This is a genomic window from Microbulbifer variabilis (genome assembly GCF_052468405.1).
This window is the reverse complement of sequence record NZ_CP174343.1, coordinates 1,925,312-1,943,700: the sequence shown is the minus strand read 5'-3', so window position 1 is coordinate 1,943,700 and position 18,389 is coordinate 1,925,312. Positions and strand designations below refer to the sequence as shown.

17 protein-coding genes are annotated in these 18,389 nt (G+C 46.2%); 7 read left to right on the top strand and 10 right to left on the bottom strand.

What is annotated here, in order from left to right; translation table 11 throughout:
• Nucleotides 1-42: 42 nt before the first annotated feature.
• Nucleotides 43-228: a hypothetical protein gene (locus tag ACJJJB_RS08830; RefSeq protein ID WP_282953412.1), complete on the bottom strand. Its 186-nt coding sequence runs from the start codon at nt 226-228 to the stop codon at nt 43-45.
• Between the two features lie 716 nt (nt 229-944).
• Here ACJJJB_RS08830 and ACJJJB_RS08825 point away from each other — a divergent pair.
• The 6 genes from ACJJJB_RS08825 to ACJJJB_RS08800 all read left to right on the top strand — a co-directional run bounded on the left by ACJJJB_RS08825 (nt 945) and on the right by ACJJJB_RS08800 (nt 7,220).
• The gene (locus ACJJJB_RS08825; RefSeq protein ID WP_282953413.1) at nt 945-1,334 is read left to right on the top strand and encodes a c-type cytochrome; all 390 of its coding nucleotides are present in this window, start codon (nt 945-947) and stop codon (nt 1,332-1,334) included.
• Between the two features lie 6 nt (nt 1,335-1,340).
• Nucleotides 1,341-2,732, top strand: coding sequence for an FAD-linked oxidoreductase, L-gulonolactone oxidase family (locus ACJJJB_RS08820; protein ID WP_353376237.1), 1,392 nt, complete (start codon nt 1,341-1,343; stop codon nt 2,730-2,732).
• Nucleotides 2,733-2,830: 98 nt separating this feature from the next.
• Nucleotides 2,831-4,120, top strand: coding sequence for a DSD1 family PLP-dependent enzyme (locus ACJJJB_RS08815; RefSeq protein WP_353376236.1), 1,290 nt, complete (start codon nt 2,831-2,833; stop codon nt 4,118-4,120).
• Between the two features lie 89 nt (nt 4,121-4,209).
• The gene (locus ACJJJB_RS08810; protein ID WP_282953417.1) at nt 4,210-4,635 is read left to right on the top strand and encodes a hypothetical protein; all 426 of its coding nucleotides are present in this window, start codon (nt 4,210-4,212) and stop codon (nt 4,633-4,635) included.
• Between the two features lie 313 nt (nt 4,636-4,948).
• Entirely contained in the window at nt 4,949-5,602 is a 654-nt protein-coding gene (locus ACJJJB_RS08805) for a DUF6962 family protein (RefSeq protein ID WP_353376235.1), read from the top strand.
• A gap of 214 nt (nt 5,603-5,816) precedes the next feature.
• Nucleotides 5,817-7,220, top strand: a complete 1,404-nt coding sequence (locus tag ACJJJB_RS08800; RefSeq protein ID WP_353376234.1) for an FAD-binding oxidoreductase — start codon at nt 5,817-5,819, stop codon at nt 7,218-7,220.
• A gap of 118 nt (nt 7,221-7,338) precedes the next feature.
• Here the strand turns inward: ACJJJB_RS08800 and ACJJJB_RS08795 are convergent, their stop codons facing one another.
• Genes ACJJJB_RS08795 through ACJJJB_RS08785 form a run of 3 tightly spaced genes read right to left on the bottom strand, consistent with a single transcriptional unit; the run spans nt 7,339 to nt 10,658 of the window.
• A complete protein-coding gene (locus ACJJJB_RS08795) occupies nt 7,339-8,055 on the bottom strand; it encodes a LytR/AlgR family response regulator transcription factor (protein WP_353376233.1) in 717 nt (238 codons plus the stop codon).
• Nucleotides 8,056-8,070: 15 nt separating this feature from the next.
• Nucleotides 8,071-9,165 (bottom strand): sensor histidine kinase, encoded by a 1,095-nt coding sequence (locus ACJJJB_RS08790; RefSeq protein ID WP_353376232.1) that lies wholly within the window; start codon nt 9,163-9,165, stop codon nt 8,071-8,073.
• Nucleotides 9,166-9,218: 53 nt separating this feature from the next.
• Nucleotides 9,219-10,658, bottom strand: a complete 1,440-nt coding sequence (locus ACJJJB_RS08785; RefSeq protein WP_353376231.1) for an alpha/beta hydrolase family protein — start codon at nt 10,656-10,658, stop codon at nt 9,219-9,221.
• A 238-nt stretch (nt 10,659-10,896) separates the two neighbouring features.
• Here ACJJJB_RS08785 and ACJJJB_RS08780 point away from each other — a divergent pair, with 238 nt between their 5' ends.
• On the top strand, nt 10,897-11,502 hold the full coding sequence (locus ACJJJB_RS08780) for a cytochrome b (RefSeq protein ID WP_445366082.1): 606 nt from the start codon (nt 10,897-10,899) through the stop codon (nt 11,500-11,502).
• A gap of 457 nt (nt 11,503-11,959) precedes the next feature.
• Here ACJJJB_RS08780 and arsJ read toward each other — a convergent pair whose 3' ends face one another.
• The 6 genes from arsJ to ACJJJB_RS08750 all read right to left on the bottom strand — a co-directional run bounded on the left by arsJ (nt 11,960) and on the right by ACJJJB_RS08750 (nt 18,243).
• Nucleotides 11,960-13,204 (bottom strand): organoarsenical effux MFS transporter ArsJ, encoded by a 1,245-nt coding sequence (gene arsJ, locus ACJJJB_RS08775; protein ID WP_445366081.1) that lies wholly within the window; start codon nt 13,202-13,204, stop codon nt 11,960-11,962.
• A gap of 57 nt (nt 13,205-13,261) precedes the next feature.
• Nucleotides 13,262-14,269, bottom strand: coding sequence for an ArsJ-associated glyceraldehyde-3-phosphate dehydrogenase (locus ACJJJB_RS08770; protein WP_445366080.1), 1,008 nt, complete (start codon nt 14,267-14,269; stop codon nt 13,262-13,264).
• An 85-nt stretch (nt 14,270-14,354) separates the two neighbouring features.
• Complete coding sequence (locus ACJJJB_RS08765; RefSeq protein WP_020412863.1) at nt 14,355-14,699, bottom strand: metalloregulator ArsR/SmtB family transcription factor; 345 nt, start codon at nt 14,697-14,699, stop codon at nt 14,355-14,357.
• A 19-nt stretch (nt 14,700-14,718) separates the two neighbouring features.
• Entirely contained in the window at nt 14,719-15,138 is a 420-nt protein-coding gene (locus ACJJJB_RS08760) for an arsenate reductase ArsC (RefSeq protein WP_445366079.1), read from the bottom strand.
• Between the two features lie 104 nt (nt 15,139-15,242).
• Nucleotides 15,243-16,058, bottom strand: coding sequence for an exodeoxyribonuclease III (gene xthA, locus ACJJJB_RS08755; RefSeq protein WP_445366078.1), 816 nt, complete (start codon nt 16,056-16,058; stop codon nt 15,243-15,245).
• Nucleotides 16,059-16,143: 85 nt separating this feature from the next.
• Complete coding sequence (locus ACJJJB_RS08750) at nt 16,144-18,243, bottom strand: carboxy terminal-processing peptidase (protein WP_020412860.1); 2,100 nt, start codon at nt 18,241-18,243, stop codon at nt 16,144-16,146.
• Nucleotides 18,244-18,389: the final 146 nt, after the last annotated feature.

Here is an 18,389-nt window from a genome sequence, read left to right as displayed (position 1 = left end):
CCTTCATGTTTCTTGTGCAGTGTTGGTGCGGGCCACGTGTTCTTACTGTACAAATAGCGTATCTAAAAAATGACGGATACTTGGCTGGCTGATTTGGCTTTCGCCGCTCACAATAAGAGAACATAAATAATGCTCAGTAATTTTTTGCCATGGCCAAAAACCTTGGCGAAGACTTTTTGAATTCGCTTTGTTAGTGCGTTCTATATCGATGGACCCCAAGATTTTCATGGCTGTCTTCTGTACTGTAGAGCCCCATTAAAACCATAAGGTTGATATATGTCAACTAAAATCTTAAGCGCCTTCTTATCGTTTTCGTTTGTTGTGACAAACAAGGTGTTTGGGATAACTATGGATGTGTAGTCAGCAGAGTGTAGTCTTGCCACATATTGCTGTTTGCGTTCAAAGCCTAGCTTGACCAAAAGGTCAATTTTGAGGTAGTTGCTAGGTGGTTTCTATCTTTTTGTATAGGTAGGTGGTTCTAGAGGCAGGTTCCTATCAGTGGATTCAAAATAGTTAAAAGCTTATTTATGTAGGCTATAAATGAATGGTTGCTTTCCCGGTATTTTAATTTTGGTATGGTTATAATTTTGCACAGGAATTTATTTCAATAATAATTATTTTGCTTGGCTTTCAGGAACTTCACTAAAAACCGTGAGGTTATGGCAACTTAAGTATCCAGTACTTCTGACCTCTTGAAAGGGCACAAACACGTGAGGTATCGATTGGGGTTTGATAAGTTGCGAGAGTAATGATATCTAGCGGTAAAAGTTTCTTTAATTGGTACGCAACAAAATTGGGCTAACGCCCCCTTATCAGACCGGCCAGTTCCGCTAGTTGTTTTAGAGGTCAGTCTGTTTAACAATGGTGACAAAATTAAGTACACAAACCCTCTCAGATTTATATCTCTGAGTGATAATTAACAATAATGTAGTCGGTGTACATACATGGAATTGGTAAGCCTGCGCCGAAGCCTTGGGTTAGTCGGCATCTTTCTAATTTTGGCCCTCCTTACAAGTGGATGCTCTAAATCACCAGAGAGCACAGTTGCCAATCGTGCAGCTCTGGGTGAGCGCGCACTTTCCCTGACACCAGCTGATTCTGATCTTGCAGAAATATATATTCGGACCTGTCGTAGCTGTCATGGTACCGGCGCTAGTGCCGCGCCTTTAACCGGCGACTTGGATAACTGGAAGCCACGTATGGATAAGGGAATGGATATATTGGTAGATAATGCTATCAATGGTTTTCAGGGGATGCCCCCGCTAGGCCTTTGCTTTGAATGCTCACCAGAGCAGTTTGAGCAGTTGATCGCTTTTATGGCTACGGCGGAGTAGGGAAGTATGCATCAATCACGTCGCCGTTTCGTCACTACCCTGGCTGCCGGATCTGCAGCTTTTGCAGCATCCCCAATATCATCAATAGCGCGTACTTTAGTCCAGGCAGCTGATGCTGCTAAACCCCGTAAGATTCGCTGGCGAAACTGGTCGGGGTCCCAGGAGTGCATACCCGATAGGCGCCTGGCACCAAAAAATATTACTGAATTACAGGAAATAGTGGCGGAGGCTAGTGGTACTGTGCGTGCAGTGGGTGCTGGTCACTCTTTCACTGCGCTGGTGCCAACAGAAGATACGATAGTTTCTCTCGGTCGTATTAGCGGACTATCTGACCACAATGCCGAAAACTCCCAAGCCACGGTCTATGCGGGCACACGCATAGCAGATATTGGCCAGCCTCTGGAGGAGGTAGGGCAGGCCTTGATTAACCAGCCAGATATCGATGAGCAAACCCTTGGCGGATGCCTGGCAACCGCCACCCATGGCACCGGTGCGAATTTGGGTTGCATGTCCAGTAATGTTACTGGTCTGGAAATGGTAATGGCCGATGGTGATATCCTCTGGTGCGATGCAGAGAATAACCCGGAGGTGTTTTCTGCGGCCAAGGTTTCCCTGGGGTGCCTTGGCCTGGTGACCAAGGTGCGTATGCAAAATCAGCCCAGCTATCGCTTACGCCGTGAGTCCTGGGTGGCGCCTATGCAAGAGATTTTGGATCAAGCTGAATCGCTGGCGAACTCTAATCGAAACTTTGAGTTCTATTACATCCCTTTCTCCGGGATGTGCATGGCTGATTCTCATCAGCTCACAGAAGAGGATATCTTTTCCACTGAGCGTGAGGATACCAATGAAGCAGTGATGACTCTTAAGAGTGTAAGAGACTGGCTGGGCTGGTCCCCCAAGTTGCGCCGATTTGCCTTGCAGTCCGCCATGGAAGACATTGAAAAGGAAGTAGTAGTGGAGTCCTCCTGGCGTAACTATGCTAGCGAACGCAATGTCCGCTTTAATGAGATGGAATACCACCTGCCCAGGGAGGCAGGCTTAGCGGCATTTGCTGAGATTCAAAGCACTATCGAAGAAAACAACCTTAATGTTTTCTTTCCTATCGAGGTCCGCTTCGTTAAGCAGGATGATATCTGGCTGAGTCCTTTCTATCAGCAGGATTCTATTTCGATAGCCGTTCACCGTTACTTTGAAGAGGATCACCAGCCACTGTTCAAAGTGCTGGAGCCAATTATGCGTAAGTATGGGGGCAGGCCGCACTGGGGAAAGTTAAACACTTTGGAGGGGGGGGACTTCGCTAAGCTTTATCCACGCTGGCAGGACTTTATGAAAGTTCGCCAAGAATTGGACCCCAGCGGAAAGTTCCTGAATTCCTACTTAAAATCACTAATTGCTTGATGTTTTTTGACAACTCTTCTATTCGGGCAAAATGCTGATAAATTATTTTTATTAAATGATCTTGTAGCGATTGCCCTAAAGGCCAAAAGGAAAATATTTTGGATAGCAAGCGCCGAAAATTGTTGCTTGGGGGAGTGGTTCTGGGAGCTGCCGCAGCGGTACCCATGTTGCGGCCAAAAGCCTTGGGGCAGGGTGGGCATAGTGAGTATTTCGAATCAATTTCCAGAGCCCTGCACAAAGCTGGCATGTCGAGTCCGACCATGGTGGTTGACCTCGATCGATTAAAGAACAATGCCGATACATTGTCGAGCCACCTTCAGGGGAATTATGATTTCCGTATTGTTGCAAAGTCATTGCCCGCACTTGGCTTACTGGAAACAGTAACCAGGCGAACCGGTACACAGCGGATCATGGTATTTCACTTGCCATTCTTACGGCAGCTTGCTCAGGCCCAGCCATCGGCGGATATCCTGCTGGGTAAACCCTTACCGATAGCTGCTGCCAAGGATTTTTATGCGAAACCGACAGGCAACAGTTTTGATCCTAGTAAACAGTTGCAGTGGTTGATTGATAGCCCCCGCCGATTACAGCAGTATGCTGAGCTGGCCAATAGCCTTGGGCAATCACTGCGTATCAATATTGAACTGGACGTTGGCTTGCACAGGGGAGGGGTTTCTAGTGATCAAGCTCTTACTGAAATGCTCAATATTATCCAGAGAGAGCAGGGATTGGAGCTTGCGGGGTTTATGGGCTATGACGCCCATGCTGCCAAGATGCCGGGTTTACTGGGTGGCCCTGATAAGGCAATAGATCGGGGGCTCAATATCTACTCGCAGAGATTGGAGCAAGCAAAACGGCAGCTAGGTGCTGTATTTCCATCGGAACTCACGTTAAATGGCGCGGGGAGTCCGACTTACCAGCTGTACCAGTCCAGGAGAAATACTGCTCCCTGCACCGAGCTTGCGGCTGGCTCTTGTCTGGTCAAGCCAACGGATTTTGATATTCCCACACTATCGGATCATATCCCTGCAGCGTTTATTGCGAGCCCAGTGCTCAAAAGGTTACCTCATACCCAGATACCGGGAATAGAAAACCTTACCGGTGCAATGCGTTGGTTGAACCCAAATCGTGCTCAGACCTTTTTTATTTCGGGGGGTTACTGGAAAGCACTACCTGAGTCTCCCGCTGGATTATCAATAAACCCTATTTATGGCCGCTCTACAAATCAGGAAATGCTAAATGCCTCTGACAGGGTGACCTTAGTGGAAGATGACTGGGTTTTCCTGCGCCCAACTCAAAGTGAATCAGTATTTCTTCAGTTCGGTGATATTGCAGTATATGACAGGGGAGAGATAGTGGATCGCTGGCCTGTATTGAGTAACAGCTAAACCTTAATAATTGATTAGAATATATTTAGCTATGTGTAGATAGCTAATTTTTAGCAGATCTTTATAAAAATAATTATCGGAGAATTTACATGATATTTGTAATAGTTTTAGTATTAAATACCATCTGGTTTCTTATGGGATTTAATGTTTTTTCATTACGAGGAAAGATCTTTGCCAAGCTGGTAGTGCCCAGGGAGCATAGGGATACCCCCGTCTTTGGTATCTTAGCTGAATCTGGAAAGTTTCTCGGTGGTTTCAACTTTTCCCTGGCCTTCCTCAATATTTTGCTGTTAATTAATCTCTCTACTTTTTCAGGTGATATTCAGAGGGCAGTACTGTTACTTGCTTTTGCAGTCACGCATGGCTCACAGTTTATTTACAACGTGCCTGTTGCTCTTCAAAATCGTAGTGGTGGAGGGGCCTGGCAGGTTAAAGGGGTAATGCGCTTTATTTTTATTGTTGACTTTCTAATGATGCTGCTAAACCTCTTTGTCGCGATTTGGTATTACTTATAACTTGTATATTTGAGTAAAGGAAGTTTTCTTGTTGGATGAGATTCTATTAACGGAGGAGTTGTAGTTCCTAATTCTGGTAAATATACGGTTGGTTAGATTATATAGAATAACTATGGGTCATGGATCAGGGATATGAGTGTGACACTATTAAACCGAGAGAAGCTACTGGATAGCTGTCGTAATTGATGCCAGTATGGCCAAAGTCATACCAGTATCAACCTATAATCTTGAATTGTGATATAGAGTCTTAGGATCACTAATCTTCCGTTCAATATATCATTAACTATGGGTATCAGTGGGCCCTGAAAAAGCAATGAAACTGAGTAGTCTGCAAACAGAGCTGACGTCGGCCGCAACGGACATTATATTGGCCCTGATCGCATTAGTGGCACTGATTTATTTGGTTCGATATAGCCCAAAGGGCGGTAGGAAGTATCTGGCCTGGAAATTTTTTTTCTTTCTGACAATTGTTGTCACTGTATTGGCCGCAACAATTCATGGTTTAGAGTTGTCGGTGCAGCTAAGTCAGAGGCTCTGGAGAGTCTTATTTTTCTTTCTTGGTTTATTTCTAATAGCATTTACCACTGCAATTTGCTTTGATCTATTAGGCGAGAAGGCGACGCAAAAAGTTTTACCTTATATTCCGCTCATCGGGATTGCCTTCTATGTTGTTACTTTATTGTGGCCTGAAGGGTTTCTTGCTTACGTGATTTATCAATTCTCTATTACATTTATTATTATATTTGGATATGGCAGGTTAGCCTGGCTGAATAAGTTAAATGGAAGTTGGTATATGGCACTGGGTGGCTTGCTTTCATTAATTGCCATATATATTCAAACAAAAGATTCACTATATATTACGTTAATCTGGGATTTTGACCATAATGGGATTTATCATATGGTGCAAAGCGTAGCGGTTATTCTCTTCTTTTTAGGTATTAGAAGGGCACTCCTAAACAACCAGTAGGTTCTTAAAAGTATTGTATATAGTTGATTGCCTTATTTGAGCGAGCAGAGCTTTGGAAGAGATACCGTTTTGGTTGATATTGTCTCTATGTATAGCGGCCTATTGCTCAAGAGGTTAGGTGCTTCGTATGTTAACAGCTAAAGTTTCCTGTTGAAGTTGATCTCTGTATTATACGGCATAAGTAGCAGAGCTCATGAACGTCGTTGGAAATAGAATGAAGCAAACAGTAGGCCGCAGAGACTTTGTCAAAACCTTGGGAATGGGCATTCCTGCAGGGTACCTGCCAATTGGAACTGTATATGGGGATTACTCTAAAGATGATGTAGAGTTCCTCCAGCGAGATAGTGCTGTATTTGATCTCTATCGACGCCTATTTAACAAGCGAATCGATTTCCTTCCAAGAATTATTGCGTTATGCAAAAACGAGAAGGGTGTTCAGCAAGCGGTGCATTACGCAAATACACACAGCCTGGACATCAATATCAAAAGTGGAGGCCATAGTTTCGAGGGTTTTTCTTTAAATAATGATGGTTTGGTTATTGATGTTTCCCTTATGAGTGGGCTGGAGCTGAGAGCGGATAATAGGTTGATAGCGGGTCCTGGAGTTAGGCTTGTTCAATTATATAGCTATTGCCTACCAAAGGGACGCCTGCTGCCATCGGGCTCTTGTGCGACAGTAGGGCTTTCAGGTATCACGCTAGGTGGGGGCTATGGGCTGTTTGCGCGGGAGTTTGGGCTGACATGTGACCACTTGAAAGGCGTGCGCCTGATAGATGCCAAGGGTATCGCCGTAGATTCAGATGAGGTTCCAGAACTGCTTTGGGCTTGTCGTGGAGGTGGTAATGGTAATTTTGGCGTGATAACGGAAATGCGTTTTGATACGGTTCCCGCACCAACAACACTTTATCAGCACCGATTTAGGTCTTATAAGCTCTCGCCGAGAGCCGCAGCTGATTTGGCAAGATTTTGGTTTGACCAGTGTGAGTTATTACCAGACCACGCCTTTTCTGCCTTTGTCTTGAACCGCAATACATTGACAGTAATGCTAACATCGACAGATCATGATCGAGTAATGACAAGGATCTTGTCAAAATTTGACCAAAGAATGGATGAAAATGCCCAGTTAAAGCCGGATCCTCTGGAGGTGGGTATTCAGTATTACTATGGCCGTTCCAATGCTATGTATTATAAGAATTTTAGTGCTGGTTATTATAGTGGCTTTAATGATATCAGTAGGTCTATAGAGGAAATTTTTACCCTCGTGGGTAAAACCCCCGGAGCGGTTTTTCAAATTAATACATTGGGGGGTGAGATAAGTCGTTTGCACCAAGAAAATGAGGGGGCCTATGTCCATAGGGACGCCAATTATTTGGGAGAAGCTCAGTGTTACTGGGAAAAACCTGCCGATGAAGTGCAAAGACTGGAGAGTATGGCTCACCTTCAAGAGTTGCTCCACAAAAGTGGTATAACTAAGCACTATGTGAATTATCCTGATATTAATATCAAGAATTATGAAAATGCCTACTATGGGGATTCCTATGACCGATTACAGCGTTTAAAAAGTGTACTTGATCCAGGTAATCGGTTTAACTATCCACAGAGTATTGAAAGAGCATAGGGCTATTTTACAAATTAAGAGTTCGAATACGGCAACATCACAGTAAAGTAAAAATTTAACTTTGATATTGCCATAACCTGAAACACCTGCTTCTAAAGTGGGATATGTTAAAAGTTGACTAAAAACTTAACATATCCCTTAAGCGGGTAGCGGGACGCCTGGCGACTTCTACTTCTTTCCCATCTACCATGGTTACAAGTAGCCCGTTACTTATCCAGGGTTGAATATCCTTAATGAAGTTAAGATTGATAATTTGTTGTCGATTTACGCGGAAAAAGGTTTCCGGGTTTAGGCGCTGTTCAACTTTAACCAGTGACTTATAGATAAAAGCCTTATCATTATCAAAGAAGACCTGTGCATGATTGCCACAGTTTTCAAAGTATCTTATACGTCCAAGCTCAATAAGCCAGCAGCGTTCGCCGTCTTTAATAAAGATTTTATTGTTAGTGTTTAAATAGGTTTCCTGGCTGGAGCTGGCAGCTGGTAAGGTATCACTTACGGCCTTATTGATAGCGCGTTCTAACTTCTCCGGATGAATTGGTTTCAGCAGGTAATCCAGAGCGTTTACTTCGAAAGCCTGAATTGCATATTCGTCGTAGGCCGTTGTAAAAATGATATTAGGGATAGAGTCTAGTTTATCCAGGATATCAAAACCGCTTCCATCCGGTAAGTTGATATCCAGAAAAATCAAATCTGGCTGTTCCTTGGAAATAAGCGTAGCGGCCTGCTCACAATCTTGGGCCTCTGCAACCAAATTAATATCTTTATAGGGCTTAAGTAATTCTCTCAATTCGTTACGTGCGAGTCGTGAGTCTTCAATGATAATGGCTTTCACTTCTTATACCGTCAGTTAAAAAGCAGAAGAGGGTATGCTACATTGGGCAACAACTAGTAAACCTTGTTGTTGTAGATTAAATGAGGCTCTATTTCCATATTGTAGAGATAGACGTTTTTTAATATTGATCAATCCAAGTCCGGTATTTTGGACTTTCCTTTCACCGGGTGTTGTTACTTCAGAGTTAAGGTTTTCTAAAGTTCCAGGATTCGTTACTGTGATCGATATATGGTCTTTCTCTTTGAAAATTTTAATCAATAGCTCACCTCCCATCCTGGATTTATCAATTCCATGGCGCACTGCATTCTCAGCAAGTAACTGTATTAAAAGTGGTGGTATTGACTCTTCCATTAAAGCCGGATCAACTTCCAGGTTGAAGCGTAGACGATCTTCATATTGTATTTTTAAGAGCTCAGCGTATTGGGATACAATTTCCAGCTCATCTCTTAAGGGTACCGTTTTCTGTTTATGAGCCACTAAAGTATAACGTAACAAGCCAGATAGGTTTGTTAGCATCTCTCTGGATTTCGCAGCGTCTTCTAGGATTAATGCGCGGATATTATTTAAGCCATTAAAAAGAAAGTGGGGGTTGAGCTGTCCCATTAGGGCACTCATTTTGACTTCATTGAGCTGCAGTTTAAGCTGTATAGCTTCCTGCTCAGCTTTGTGTAATCGATCCTTATTAACAGTTGTAATGTAAATAAAAGTCCAAGCGATCATAAGAAGGACAAGGAAAAGCCAGTTGTCAAGAACAGTTCCCCAGAAAGATGGCGGAACTGCGTATCCGGCATGGATGTAATATGCATATACAAAGCCAATGGCAATAAAGGCGCATATGAACCCAAGAGGGATTGAAGTGGTGAGGAAATATATCCACTGCTTACGCCAGCTTGTATTGATAAGATCGAAACGATATATGATTTCTCGGATGAATAAAGTGGATAAGCCAAGGCTTATTACTACAGTTGCTACTTGTATGGCATTTTTTTCAAAATTGTGCTGGGTAAGTAATCCAAGTGAAAAAGTATTCACCAAAGCGAATATTAACCAGCCACCAAAGTGGTAGGTCAAAAATTTTGCTGTTGGAGTAGGGGACTTGAGAAATTTCATAAAATTTTACATATTGGCAATGCGGCTCCTTAAGCAGGAGCCGCATTTTACTACTAAGGATTTAGGCCAAAGCGCTCGTTTAACCATGAAGACATTATCTTCAGGGCTTTTGGAGAGAAGCTTTCCTCTATTTCAGCATATTCAGAAGAGGAGCCTTTATTTGCTATTTGAAACAGGTGGTTCATCTGTTCGAGCTCGAAAGTTTGAAAGTCGGGGTGACCTGTCCTGCTTAAAACTCTATGCATATTGTTCAAGTTCATCTTCGCATTTACTTGAAAATCCAGAGAGCCATTGAGAGCCAGTAATGGGGCCTTTGTTTGCTCTAAATAGGGCTCAGGGTTGAACTTGAGAAAATACCGAAACCAAGGTGTAGAGTATTGCCTCTTTAATTGCTCAACTTCTGCCTCCAGTTCGTCATCCTGGTTTCCCTCGAGTCTGGCGCTCTTGAGGAGGAGTTGGTGAATCTCCCCGCTGATAGTCTCTTTCTCCTCTAGCTGGCTAATCAGGCTGAAAATTTCTTTGTCTAACTCGCGGAGTTTTTTGAGCTTTTGTTTATCTAAACCATTAAATTTCCTATCCTTATACCACTGATCCACGAGAAGTTGTGGTATTTTAACACCTGGACCGGCAAGCAAGATAGCAAATGCGATATCTTCACGGTTGCTGGCAACAATGGGAGCTATCATGCCTCCCTCGCTATGTCCAATTAAACCGACTTTGCCCTTGGGAAGATCGCTGCGGCTGTTGAGGTAGTCAACTGCAGCGCTGGTATCGCTGGCGAAGTCTGCGCTAGTTGCCGTAAAAAAATCCCCGGTAGACTCACCAATTCCACGGTCATCATACCTTAAGACTGCGTAACCCTGGCGTGTCAAGTAATCGGCGATTACTGCAAATGGTTTATGCCCGAATAGAGTTTCGTCCCGATCCTGGGGGCCGGAACCGCTAATAAGAACCGCAGTTGCTTTAACAGTGGATGTAGGCTTTGTCAGTGTTCCAGACAGGGTGATATTGGCAGTTTTATTTTTAAAACTAACCTCCTCGACAGCGTATGGAAAAGGAAGTTTTGGTGTCTGGGGACGGTTTTTAGGTGTATCACTAGTACCGTCAGCTGCCCTTCTAAAGTTTAGAGGCAATGATTTTCTTTGAGTGAGGGTACCAAAGATCAGGTCAACGTCATTATTGTATGCACCTTCATACTTGATATGTAAGTCTTCCACTTCGAATGCGATACTATTCGATCTTATCTCTAACGTAGACATCTCCATTCCATATTTACCTTGGGAGGGGCTATCCAATACGCCTGTCCAATCGCCATTTTCTTGGTCAATATGAATTACTACTGGTAGCGTTTCTTCGTTAGCAACCTGAAAAGTTGCTTTCCAGATACCATCGATACCTCCAGCCATGACGTAAGTGGAAGATAGGCTTGTAGCGAGGATAAGAGATTTTAATCCCAATTTAACGCTATTTATTCCAGATTGCAGAATTTGCATAAGTGTTTTGCCTGTGCTGTTTCACTGAATGAGTGGCATTCTAGGGGCGGATTTTTTTCCTGTGATAAAAGTAGGATGAGTGGCTTATATAGCTGGCGAACGGTAACAGGGAGTGGGGAAGGAACTGGATGCTCCTATCTATTCAAAAATTTGAATATCTTGTCCTAAATTCTCCAGTTGCTATTGGGTAGTACGAACTACTATCTTGTGAGAATTACTCTGTGATAGGTAGTGATTGATGCCCCTTAGAAACAACGATCATAGCTACGGCTCAATAGCCAAGTGGCTTCACTGGTCCATTGCCCTTTTATTCCTTGGCTCCTATATCAGCGTTTACTATCGACAATGGTTCACTCAAGAGGAAACCCCTGAGAACTTGGTCGCTTTGCAGTTTCACCTGTCTATTGGAGTAACCATAGGTACACTGGTTGTTCTCCGTATTTTATGGAGGTTGATGAATCCAGCACCATTACTGGAGCCCGGCTCTCGCTTGGAACATGTAGCAGCACATATTGGCCATTATGCTTTATATCTGATAATGATCATCACTCCATTGACCGGCTATCTGGGTACGGGGGTCAACACGGATTACTTCTTCTTGTTTGAAATCCCCAAGTTTGCTGATACTTGGCTCTTTGGTTCATGGGTACAGAATGGTCTTGGTATGACTTTTGAACAATTTGAGGAGCCCGTGGACTTTATCCATAAGGAGGTCTTGGGTGAGTGGCTGGTTTGGCTGCTAATCCTCGGGCATGTATTGGCCGCTTTGTATCATCACTTTATCAAGAAAGATCGAACTCTATTACGTATGACGATTGATAGAGATAGCCGGGGAAGGGGGTAGTCCCACTGAGTAGATGATTTGGGAAGTTTAGGCTGATGTCCGCCAATGGCAGAAATTGGTGCTAACTTGGCATGGAAAGATACGGGCCGATTTCCTACCCTACATGTGGAAGCTTTATCCGCCAGGTGTCCCTCTTGCAGGTTTATTGCCTGTTGGGGCAACTGTTCCTTGGTCAGCATTGGCCCCGATAAAGTCCTTTCCTTTAAGGCTCAATGGCTTTTAATGAATAAAGTTTCCATGGATTAGGTATCCGTTGGGCGAGTTGCGGATTTATGGATTGATTTTGCCCAGAGCAAGTCTGGAGCTTATGTTTTGCAGGGGGATGTATGTGGAGTTGGATCCAGATAACATCAAAAGTTACTTTGTTTGGTGCCTTGGTGATGATCACTGGCTGTGATTCAGCGGGAAGGATCTATCCCGTTGCTGAATTAGTCGGCTTTGAGGAATCAATTTGCACTTAGCTGACAACAGTGGCGGCAGGGCTATCTTCATCTCCCTGTTTTGGCAGAGCCAGGGATATCAGCGCAGTTGCCATTAAGAATATAGAAGAAATTATCAGGCAGGCTTCAATTCCTGCTATCTGAAAAATCCACCCGGACAATAGGGTTCCAAGTAGGCGCCCCATGGCGTTTGCCATATAGTAGAAGCCTACATCCATTGAAACTCCATCTTCTCGCGCATAGGAGACAATCAGATAGCTGTGTAGTGAGGAATTGATTGCGAATACGAAGGCAAAAACCATCAGCCCCGACAGGGTTGTAAGCAGGGGATGAATACCGGAGTGCAATGCCAAGGCTATTGTTGCTGGGACCATTGCCAGTGCAGCTGACCAGTATAAGGCGGTCCTGCCATCTGGGGCTTTCGGGGAAATACTGGCTGTGATTTTTGGGGCTAATGCTTGTACAGCTCCATAGCCGATTATCCAGACCGCTAGGAAAGCGCCTATCTGCCAATGCCCCCAGCCAAATTGGCTCGCCAGGAAAACTGGCAGGGCAATGACAAACCAGGTATCACGGGAAGCAAAAAGGAATAGCCGAGCGGCAGCTAAGGCGTTTACTGCTCGGCTCTTGGAAAATACGTCGCGAAAGCGCTTCTTGGCTTTAGCCTTTCCTAAATCCCTGCGAAGAAATTTCTTGCTGAGAATCCAAACCCCTGCCAGGCATATGGCCATGATCAGGATAGCACCGCGAAATCCCGCCAGAGCGAGCAGGACCCCACCCAGAAAAAATCCCAATCCCTTAAGGGCGTTCTTGGAGCCGGTAAGCAGGGCTACCCAACGGTAGAGCGGACCTTGGGCATGTGCCGGGAGCAACAACTTGATAGCACTTTTCGCACTCATCTTGTTGAGGTCCTTGGCGATGCCTGACAGGGCCTGGGCACCCATCACCCAGGGGACAGAGAGCAGATTTGAGGGTACCAGCAGCATTAGTAAAGCTATTACCTGCAGCATTAACCCTGTGTTCATGGTGCGGTTGAGGCCGAGGCGGGCACCCAGCCAACCTCCAACAAGATTGGTGATCACCCCGAACAATTCATAGAAAAGAAAGAGCAATGCGATTTCCAGCGGGGCATAGCCTAATTTGTGGAAATGCATTAACACCAGCATTCGCAGGGCGCCATCGGTCAAGGTAAATGACCAATAGTTGCCAGTTACCAGCAAATACTGGCGAACTGGCAGGGGCAAAGAGGAAAGTAACTGCATCGAACTGAACTTTACCAATATTGTAATATTGCTGGCTTCTAGGCTCCCCAGATTTAATCAGCGATCCATGTTTCCGATCATCCGGGCTAGTTCCGCGGTACGATTTGCGTACCCCCACTCGTTGTCATACCAGGTATAAATTTTAACCTGGGTACCATTGATCACCATGGTCGAGAGAGCGTCGACAATGCTGGAGCGTGGGTCGGTTTTGTAATCCACCGATACCAGAGGGCGCTCCTCATAGCCGAGAATATCTTTCAGCTCCCTTTTCGAGGCGGTTTGCAGTAACAGGTTAACTTCCTTGGCTGTGGTGGGGCGTTCGACTTCGAAAACGCAGTCGGTCAACGAGGCGTTTGCCAGGGGTACACGTACGGCGTGGCCATTTAACCGGCCAGTCAACTCAGGGAAAATCGCAGTTATAGCTGTGGCTGATCCTGTAGTTGTCGGGATCAGGCTGGCTCCACACGCCCTGGCCCGGCGCAGATCTGCGTGGGGGGCATCAAGTATTCTTTGGGTATTGGTAATATCGTGAATGGTCGTGATGGAGCCATGTTTAATACCCAGGTTTTCGTGAATGACTTTCACAACTGGCGCTAGACAGTTAGTGGTACAGGAAGCGGCAGTAGCAATAGGGTGTTTGTCGGGATCGTAAATATGCTGATTCACCCCCAGGACAATATTGGGCACACCGGCCTCTTTAACAGGAGCGGAGACAAGCACCCGTTTTACGCCTTGATCAAGGTACGCTTGCAAAATTGCAGAGGTTTTCATTTTACCAGAGGCTTCAATGACAAGATCGCAGCGGCTCCAGTCGGTCTTGGAGATTTCGGTATTCGCACTGCACGCTACTTTGAGGCCATCTATTTCAATAGTGTGATCAGTGGATTTCGCTGTGTTGTGCCAGCGGCCATGGACAGAGTCGAAATTCAGGAGGTGGGCCAGGGTATGGGCGTCGCCTGAGGGGTCATTAATCTGAATAAACTCTATGTCCGGCCAGTCCCATGCTGCGCGCAGTACCAATCGACCAATACGGCCAAAACCATTGATTCCGACTTTTATCGTCATCTATATTTCTCCTTGAATCCATATATATGGAAATTCATATATATACAGGCAAATTTTTACAGTTAATAGGGTACTGTTAGGGCCATCAACAACACAGACTCGCACGTTCGGGCCTTTCCCCCATCTGGAACAGATTCCGTAGATCCTTGGCGATGAACTGCTGGTTTGCTTGTAAAGTGTCTTGAAGGATATTTTTTGTCCAGTCGCTTAGAGCTGGATTGATACGGTAGAAAACCCACTGTCCCTGACGCCGGTCTTGTAAAAGATCCGCGCTGCGTAAAAGGGCCAGGTGCCGGGAAATTTTCGGTTGACTAAGGCCTAGGGCAGCGGTCAACTCACACACGCAAAGCTCACCTTCATAAGCGATTAATAGAAGGGTGCGAAGGCGGGTATCGTCAGCAAGGCACTTGTAAAACTGAACTGGATTCAAAGTTCCCCCCAGGCTTCTGTTAAGCTACTTTGGCAGTTTTGGTTTGCACCAAGGCAAACAATTTAATACGAGTGCTTAGCTCTCTCACCGTTGTGTAAAATGGCTTGAAGCAATGGCGCGTGGCCGGGTCTTCAAAGTCCCAAGCGATTATTTTGCTATGGGTGGGCGAAGGTACATACTCTCTTTGGCTTTTGTCACACAGGGTGATCACCAGGTCAAAACTCTGGTTGGATACTTCATCCAGAGACTTGGAATACAATCCTTGTATGGGTATCCCAAAGCGTTTCAAGGCGCTGATTGCCCGAATATCCACGGGTTTTGGGCTGGTACCTGCACTGGCAACTTCGAAGAAGCCCCCGGAGTGATAACGCAGTAGCGCCTCAGCAATAATCGATCGGGCTGAGTTCCCAGCACAGATAAACAAAACCCGCTTCTTCACAGCGTTGCACCTGCCAGCTTTATCTCCTTCTATTATATATGGAAAATCATATATTCAAAGAGGAAAAGAACCGGGAACAGATCCCGGTTTTCATTAGAAGGTGGTTAGAGCTTAAATTCGGCCCAAACCGGGGCGTGGTCAGAAGGGCGCTCCATAGCGCGTATATCGTAATCTACTCCAGTAGCGATGCACTTTTCCATGAGAGGGTTGCTAGCCATGATCAGGTCGATACGCAGACCACGCTTGGGATCGCGATCAAACCCGCGGCTACGGTAATCAAACCAGCTAAACACATTGTTAGTTTCTGGATTAAGTGCACGAAAAGTGTCCACCAATCCCCATGCCTCGATTTTCTGCAGCCACTCGCGCTCCTCTGGCAGAAAGCTGCACTTGCCGTCGCGAAGCCAACGCTTGCGATTGGGCTCGCCAATACCGATGTCGAGATCACTGGGGGAAATATTCATATCTCCAATTACCAGTACTGGAGCATTGGGTTTGCAGGTGGTCTGCAAAAAGGTATCAAGGTCTGCGTAGTACTTTTGCTTGGCCGGGAATTTTACCGGATGCTCGCGGTTTTCACCCTGGGGAAAATAGCCATTAATCACTGTCAGCGGCTCCTTGCCACCGATATCAAATTTACCCATAACCATACGGCGTTGGGCATTTTCATCATCAGTGGGGAAGCCGTACTCTCGATCGACAAAGGGAAGGCGTGAGAGTAGGGCGACGCCGTAGTGGGTTTTCTGGCCAAAGTAGATTAGCTCATAGCCAAGGTCCCGGATTGCATCTACCGGAAAATCTTCATCGGTAACTTTGGTTTCCTGCAAGCCGATTATGTCCGGCTTATGGCTGTCTACCAGTGCCTCCATCTGATGCAGGCGTGTACGAATGCTGTTGACGTTAAAGGAAACGACTTTCATTTATTCCCCCAAAAATAAAAAAGGCCGGGCTTGCCCGACCTGGAGTTACTAGCGGAGCAGGCACGCAAGGCGCACCTGCTACAAATTAGAAGTTCGCTACTTGAGGCGGGGCCTTGCTGGCCTTAGTGGCTAGCCCGATAAAGTCCGCCATTATATAGCCGGCTTCATTCAAGATTGGATCTTTTTCGAGCTTGATCTCAACCGGACCACCGATAGCTGCGACATCTTCTGACTCACTTTCTTCGTAAGCTTCGAAATTCTCGTAGGGTTCGAGACCCTTCGCATTGCGGCGGCGGTTTTCCATAGAGAGCAGGCGCTGGTTTACGTTCTCACGTTCCTGTTCGCGCATTACCTCATTGAGTGATAGGTACTTCTTATCAGCGCGCTCGCTCTCAAATTCGAACTGGTCGCGCAGGAAGATAAAGTCCGGATCAGATGCCGTACGCTTGTTGTGCTTGGTCATCAAATTTGGAATCAGAGTCTTCAGGTTGAAGTACTTTGCATGAGGCACGGCATGGATGCGATCCCAGGGTAGAGCGGTATCGTAAGCGCTCTCCCCAACGCTTTCAGCATCAATCAGCTGTGGCATGGGGATATCCGGTTTTACCCCGGCGTGTTGGGTGCTGTCACCGGATACGCGGTAAAACTTGGACTGGGTAATCTTGAGCTGTCCCTCTTTCAGGGGTGCCATGGTTTGAACCGTACCTTTACCGAACGACTGGTTACCGACAACCAGACCGCGGTTGTAGTCCTGGATAGCTCCGGCAAAAATCTCAGAGGCAGAAGCTGACAGGCGGTTGATCAATACCATCAGCGGGCCGCGATACATAGCACGGGAGCGTGAGCGGTTATGCCGCGAAATTTGCTCATTGGCATGACGGATCTGCACCACCGGTCCCTGGTCAATAAACAGGTCGGTGAGCATGGTGGCTTCTTGCAGCGAGCCACCGCCGTTGTTGCGCAGGTCGAGGATAATGCCATCGACATTCTCCTCTTTCAGTTCACTCAACAGCCTGGCCACATCACGAGTGGTGCTTTTGTAGTTGGGGTCACGGCGGCGATAGGCATCAAAGTCTATATAGAAGGTCGGCAGGTTGATCACGCCAATCTTGTAGTTTTGGCTACCGTCGGAGAATTCAAACACAGCTTTCTTAGCCGCCTGATCTTCCAGCTTCACTTTGCTGCGTTTGATCAGGATGGTCTTGTGAGTGCCGTCACCGCCCGTCGGGATAGTTTCGAGACGAACAAAAGTGCCGGCCTTACCGCGGATCAGGTCAACCACATCATCCAGGCGCCAGCCTACGACATCGACCATCTCACCTTCTTTGTCCTGGCCAACACCCACGATCTTGTCGTTGGGCTTTATTTTGCCAGTGCGATCAGCCGGGCCACCTGCAACCAAGCGGGCCACCTTGGTGTACTCCTCGTCTGCCTGAAGTACAGCACCGATGCCCTCCAACGAGAGGGACATGCTCATATTGAAGTTTTCCAATGAGCGCGGGGACAGGTAATTACTGTGAGGATCATAGAGGCGTGTGAGTGAGTTCATATAGAGCTCAAATACATCATCGCTATTCTGCTGCTCGAGACGCTTCTTCTGGCCTTTATAGCGGCGCTCCAGAAGATCGCGTATCTCCTCGTCGGTTTTTCCTGTGAGACGCAGGTTCAGAACGCTGCTTTTCAGGCGTTTACGCCACAGGTCATCGGCAGCGCTGATTGATTTCGGCCATTCACTTTTCTCTCGATCAAGCTCCAGTGACTCATCGCGAGTGAAGTCAAAGTCTGGGAGGCCTTTCTCCAGTTGGGACAAAATATTGTCGAGGCGATCGCCCATGCGCAGGCGGAAGCGATTGTAAATCTCAAAGCCCGCTTTTACGTCACCAGCGCGCAACTGGTCGTCCATCCTGGTTTGCCACTCACGAAACTCATTGATGTCTGAGTTGAGGAAGTAGCTTTTGGTGGGGTCCAAAGCATCAATGTATTCATTCCAGAGGTCTTCTGACATTTCGTCTCCGACCTTTATTTTGTTGTAGTGCAGCATTTCGAGTTTGCTGACTATCTCTCTGGCGGTGCTGCCCTGGTCCTTTTCTGGAGCCAGGCGCTCGGCCTCTGCCAGAGCGGTTGTGGAAAGCAGGCCAATGACCAAGAAGCCGGAAAATAGTGCGGCGATCCGATTGGTAAGCATAGGGAGTCTCTTTATACGTCCTACTTCATAGGAGGCCAGCCTTTATGGCTTGGCGACCTATAGCTTAGGACAAGTATAAAGGCTGAAAGCTCCGAAGGGCATGAAATACCTCTATTCAGAGATGGATCCTTCCCGCTTTGGGCAGA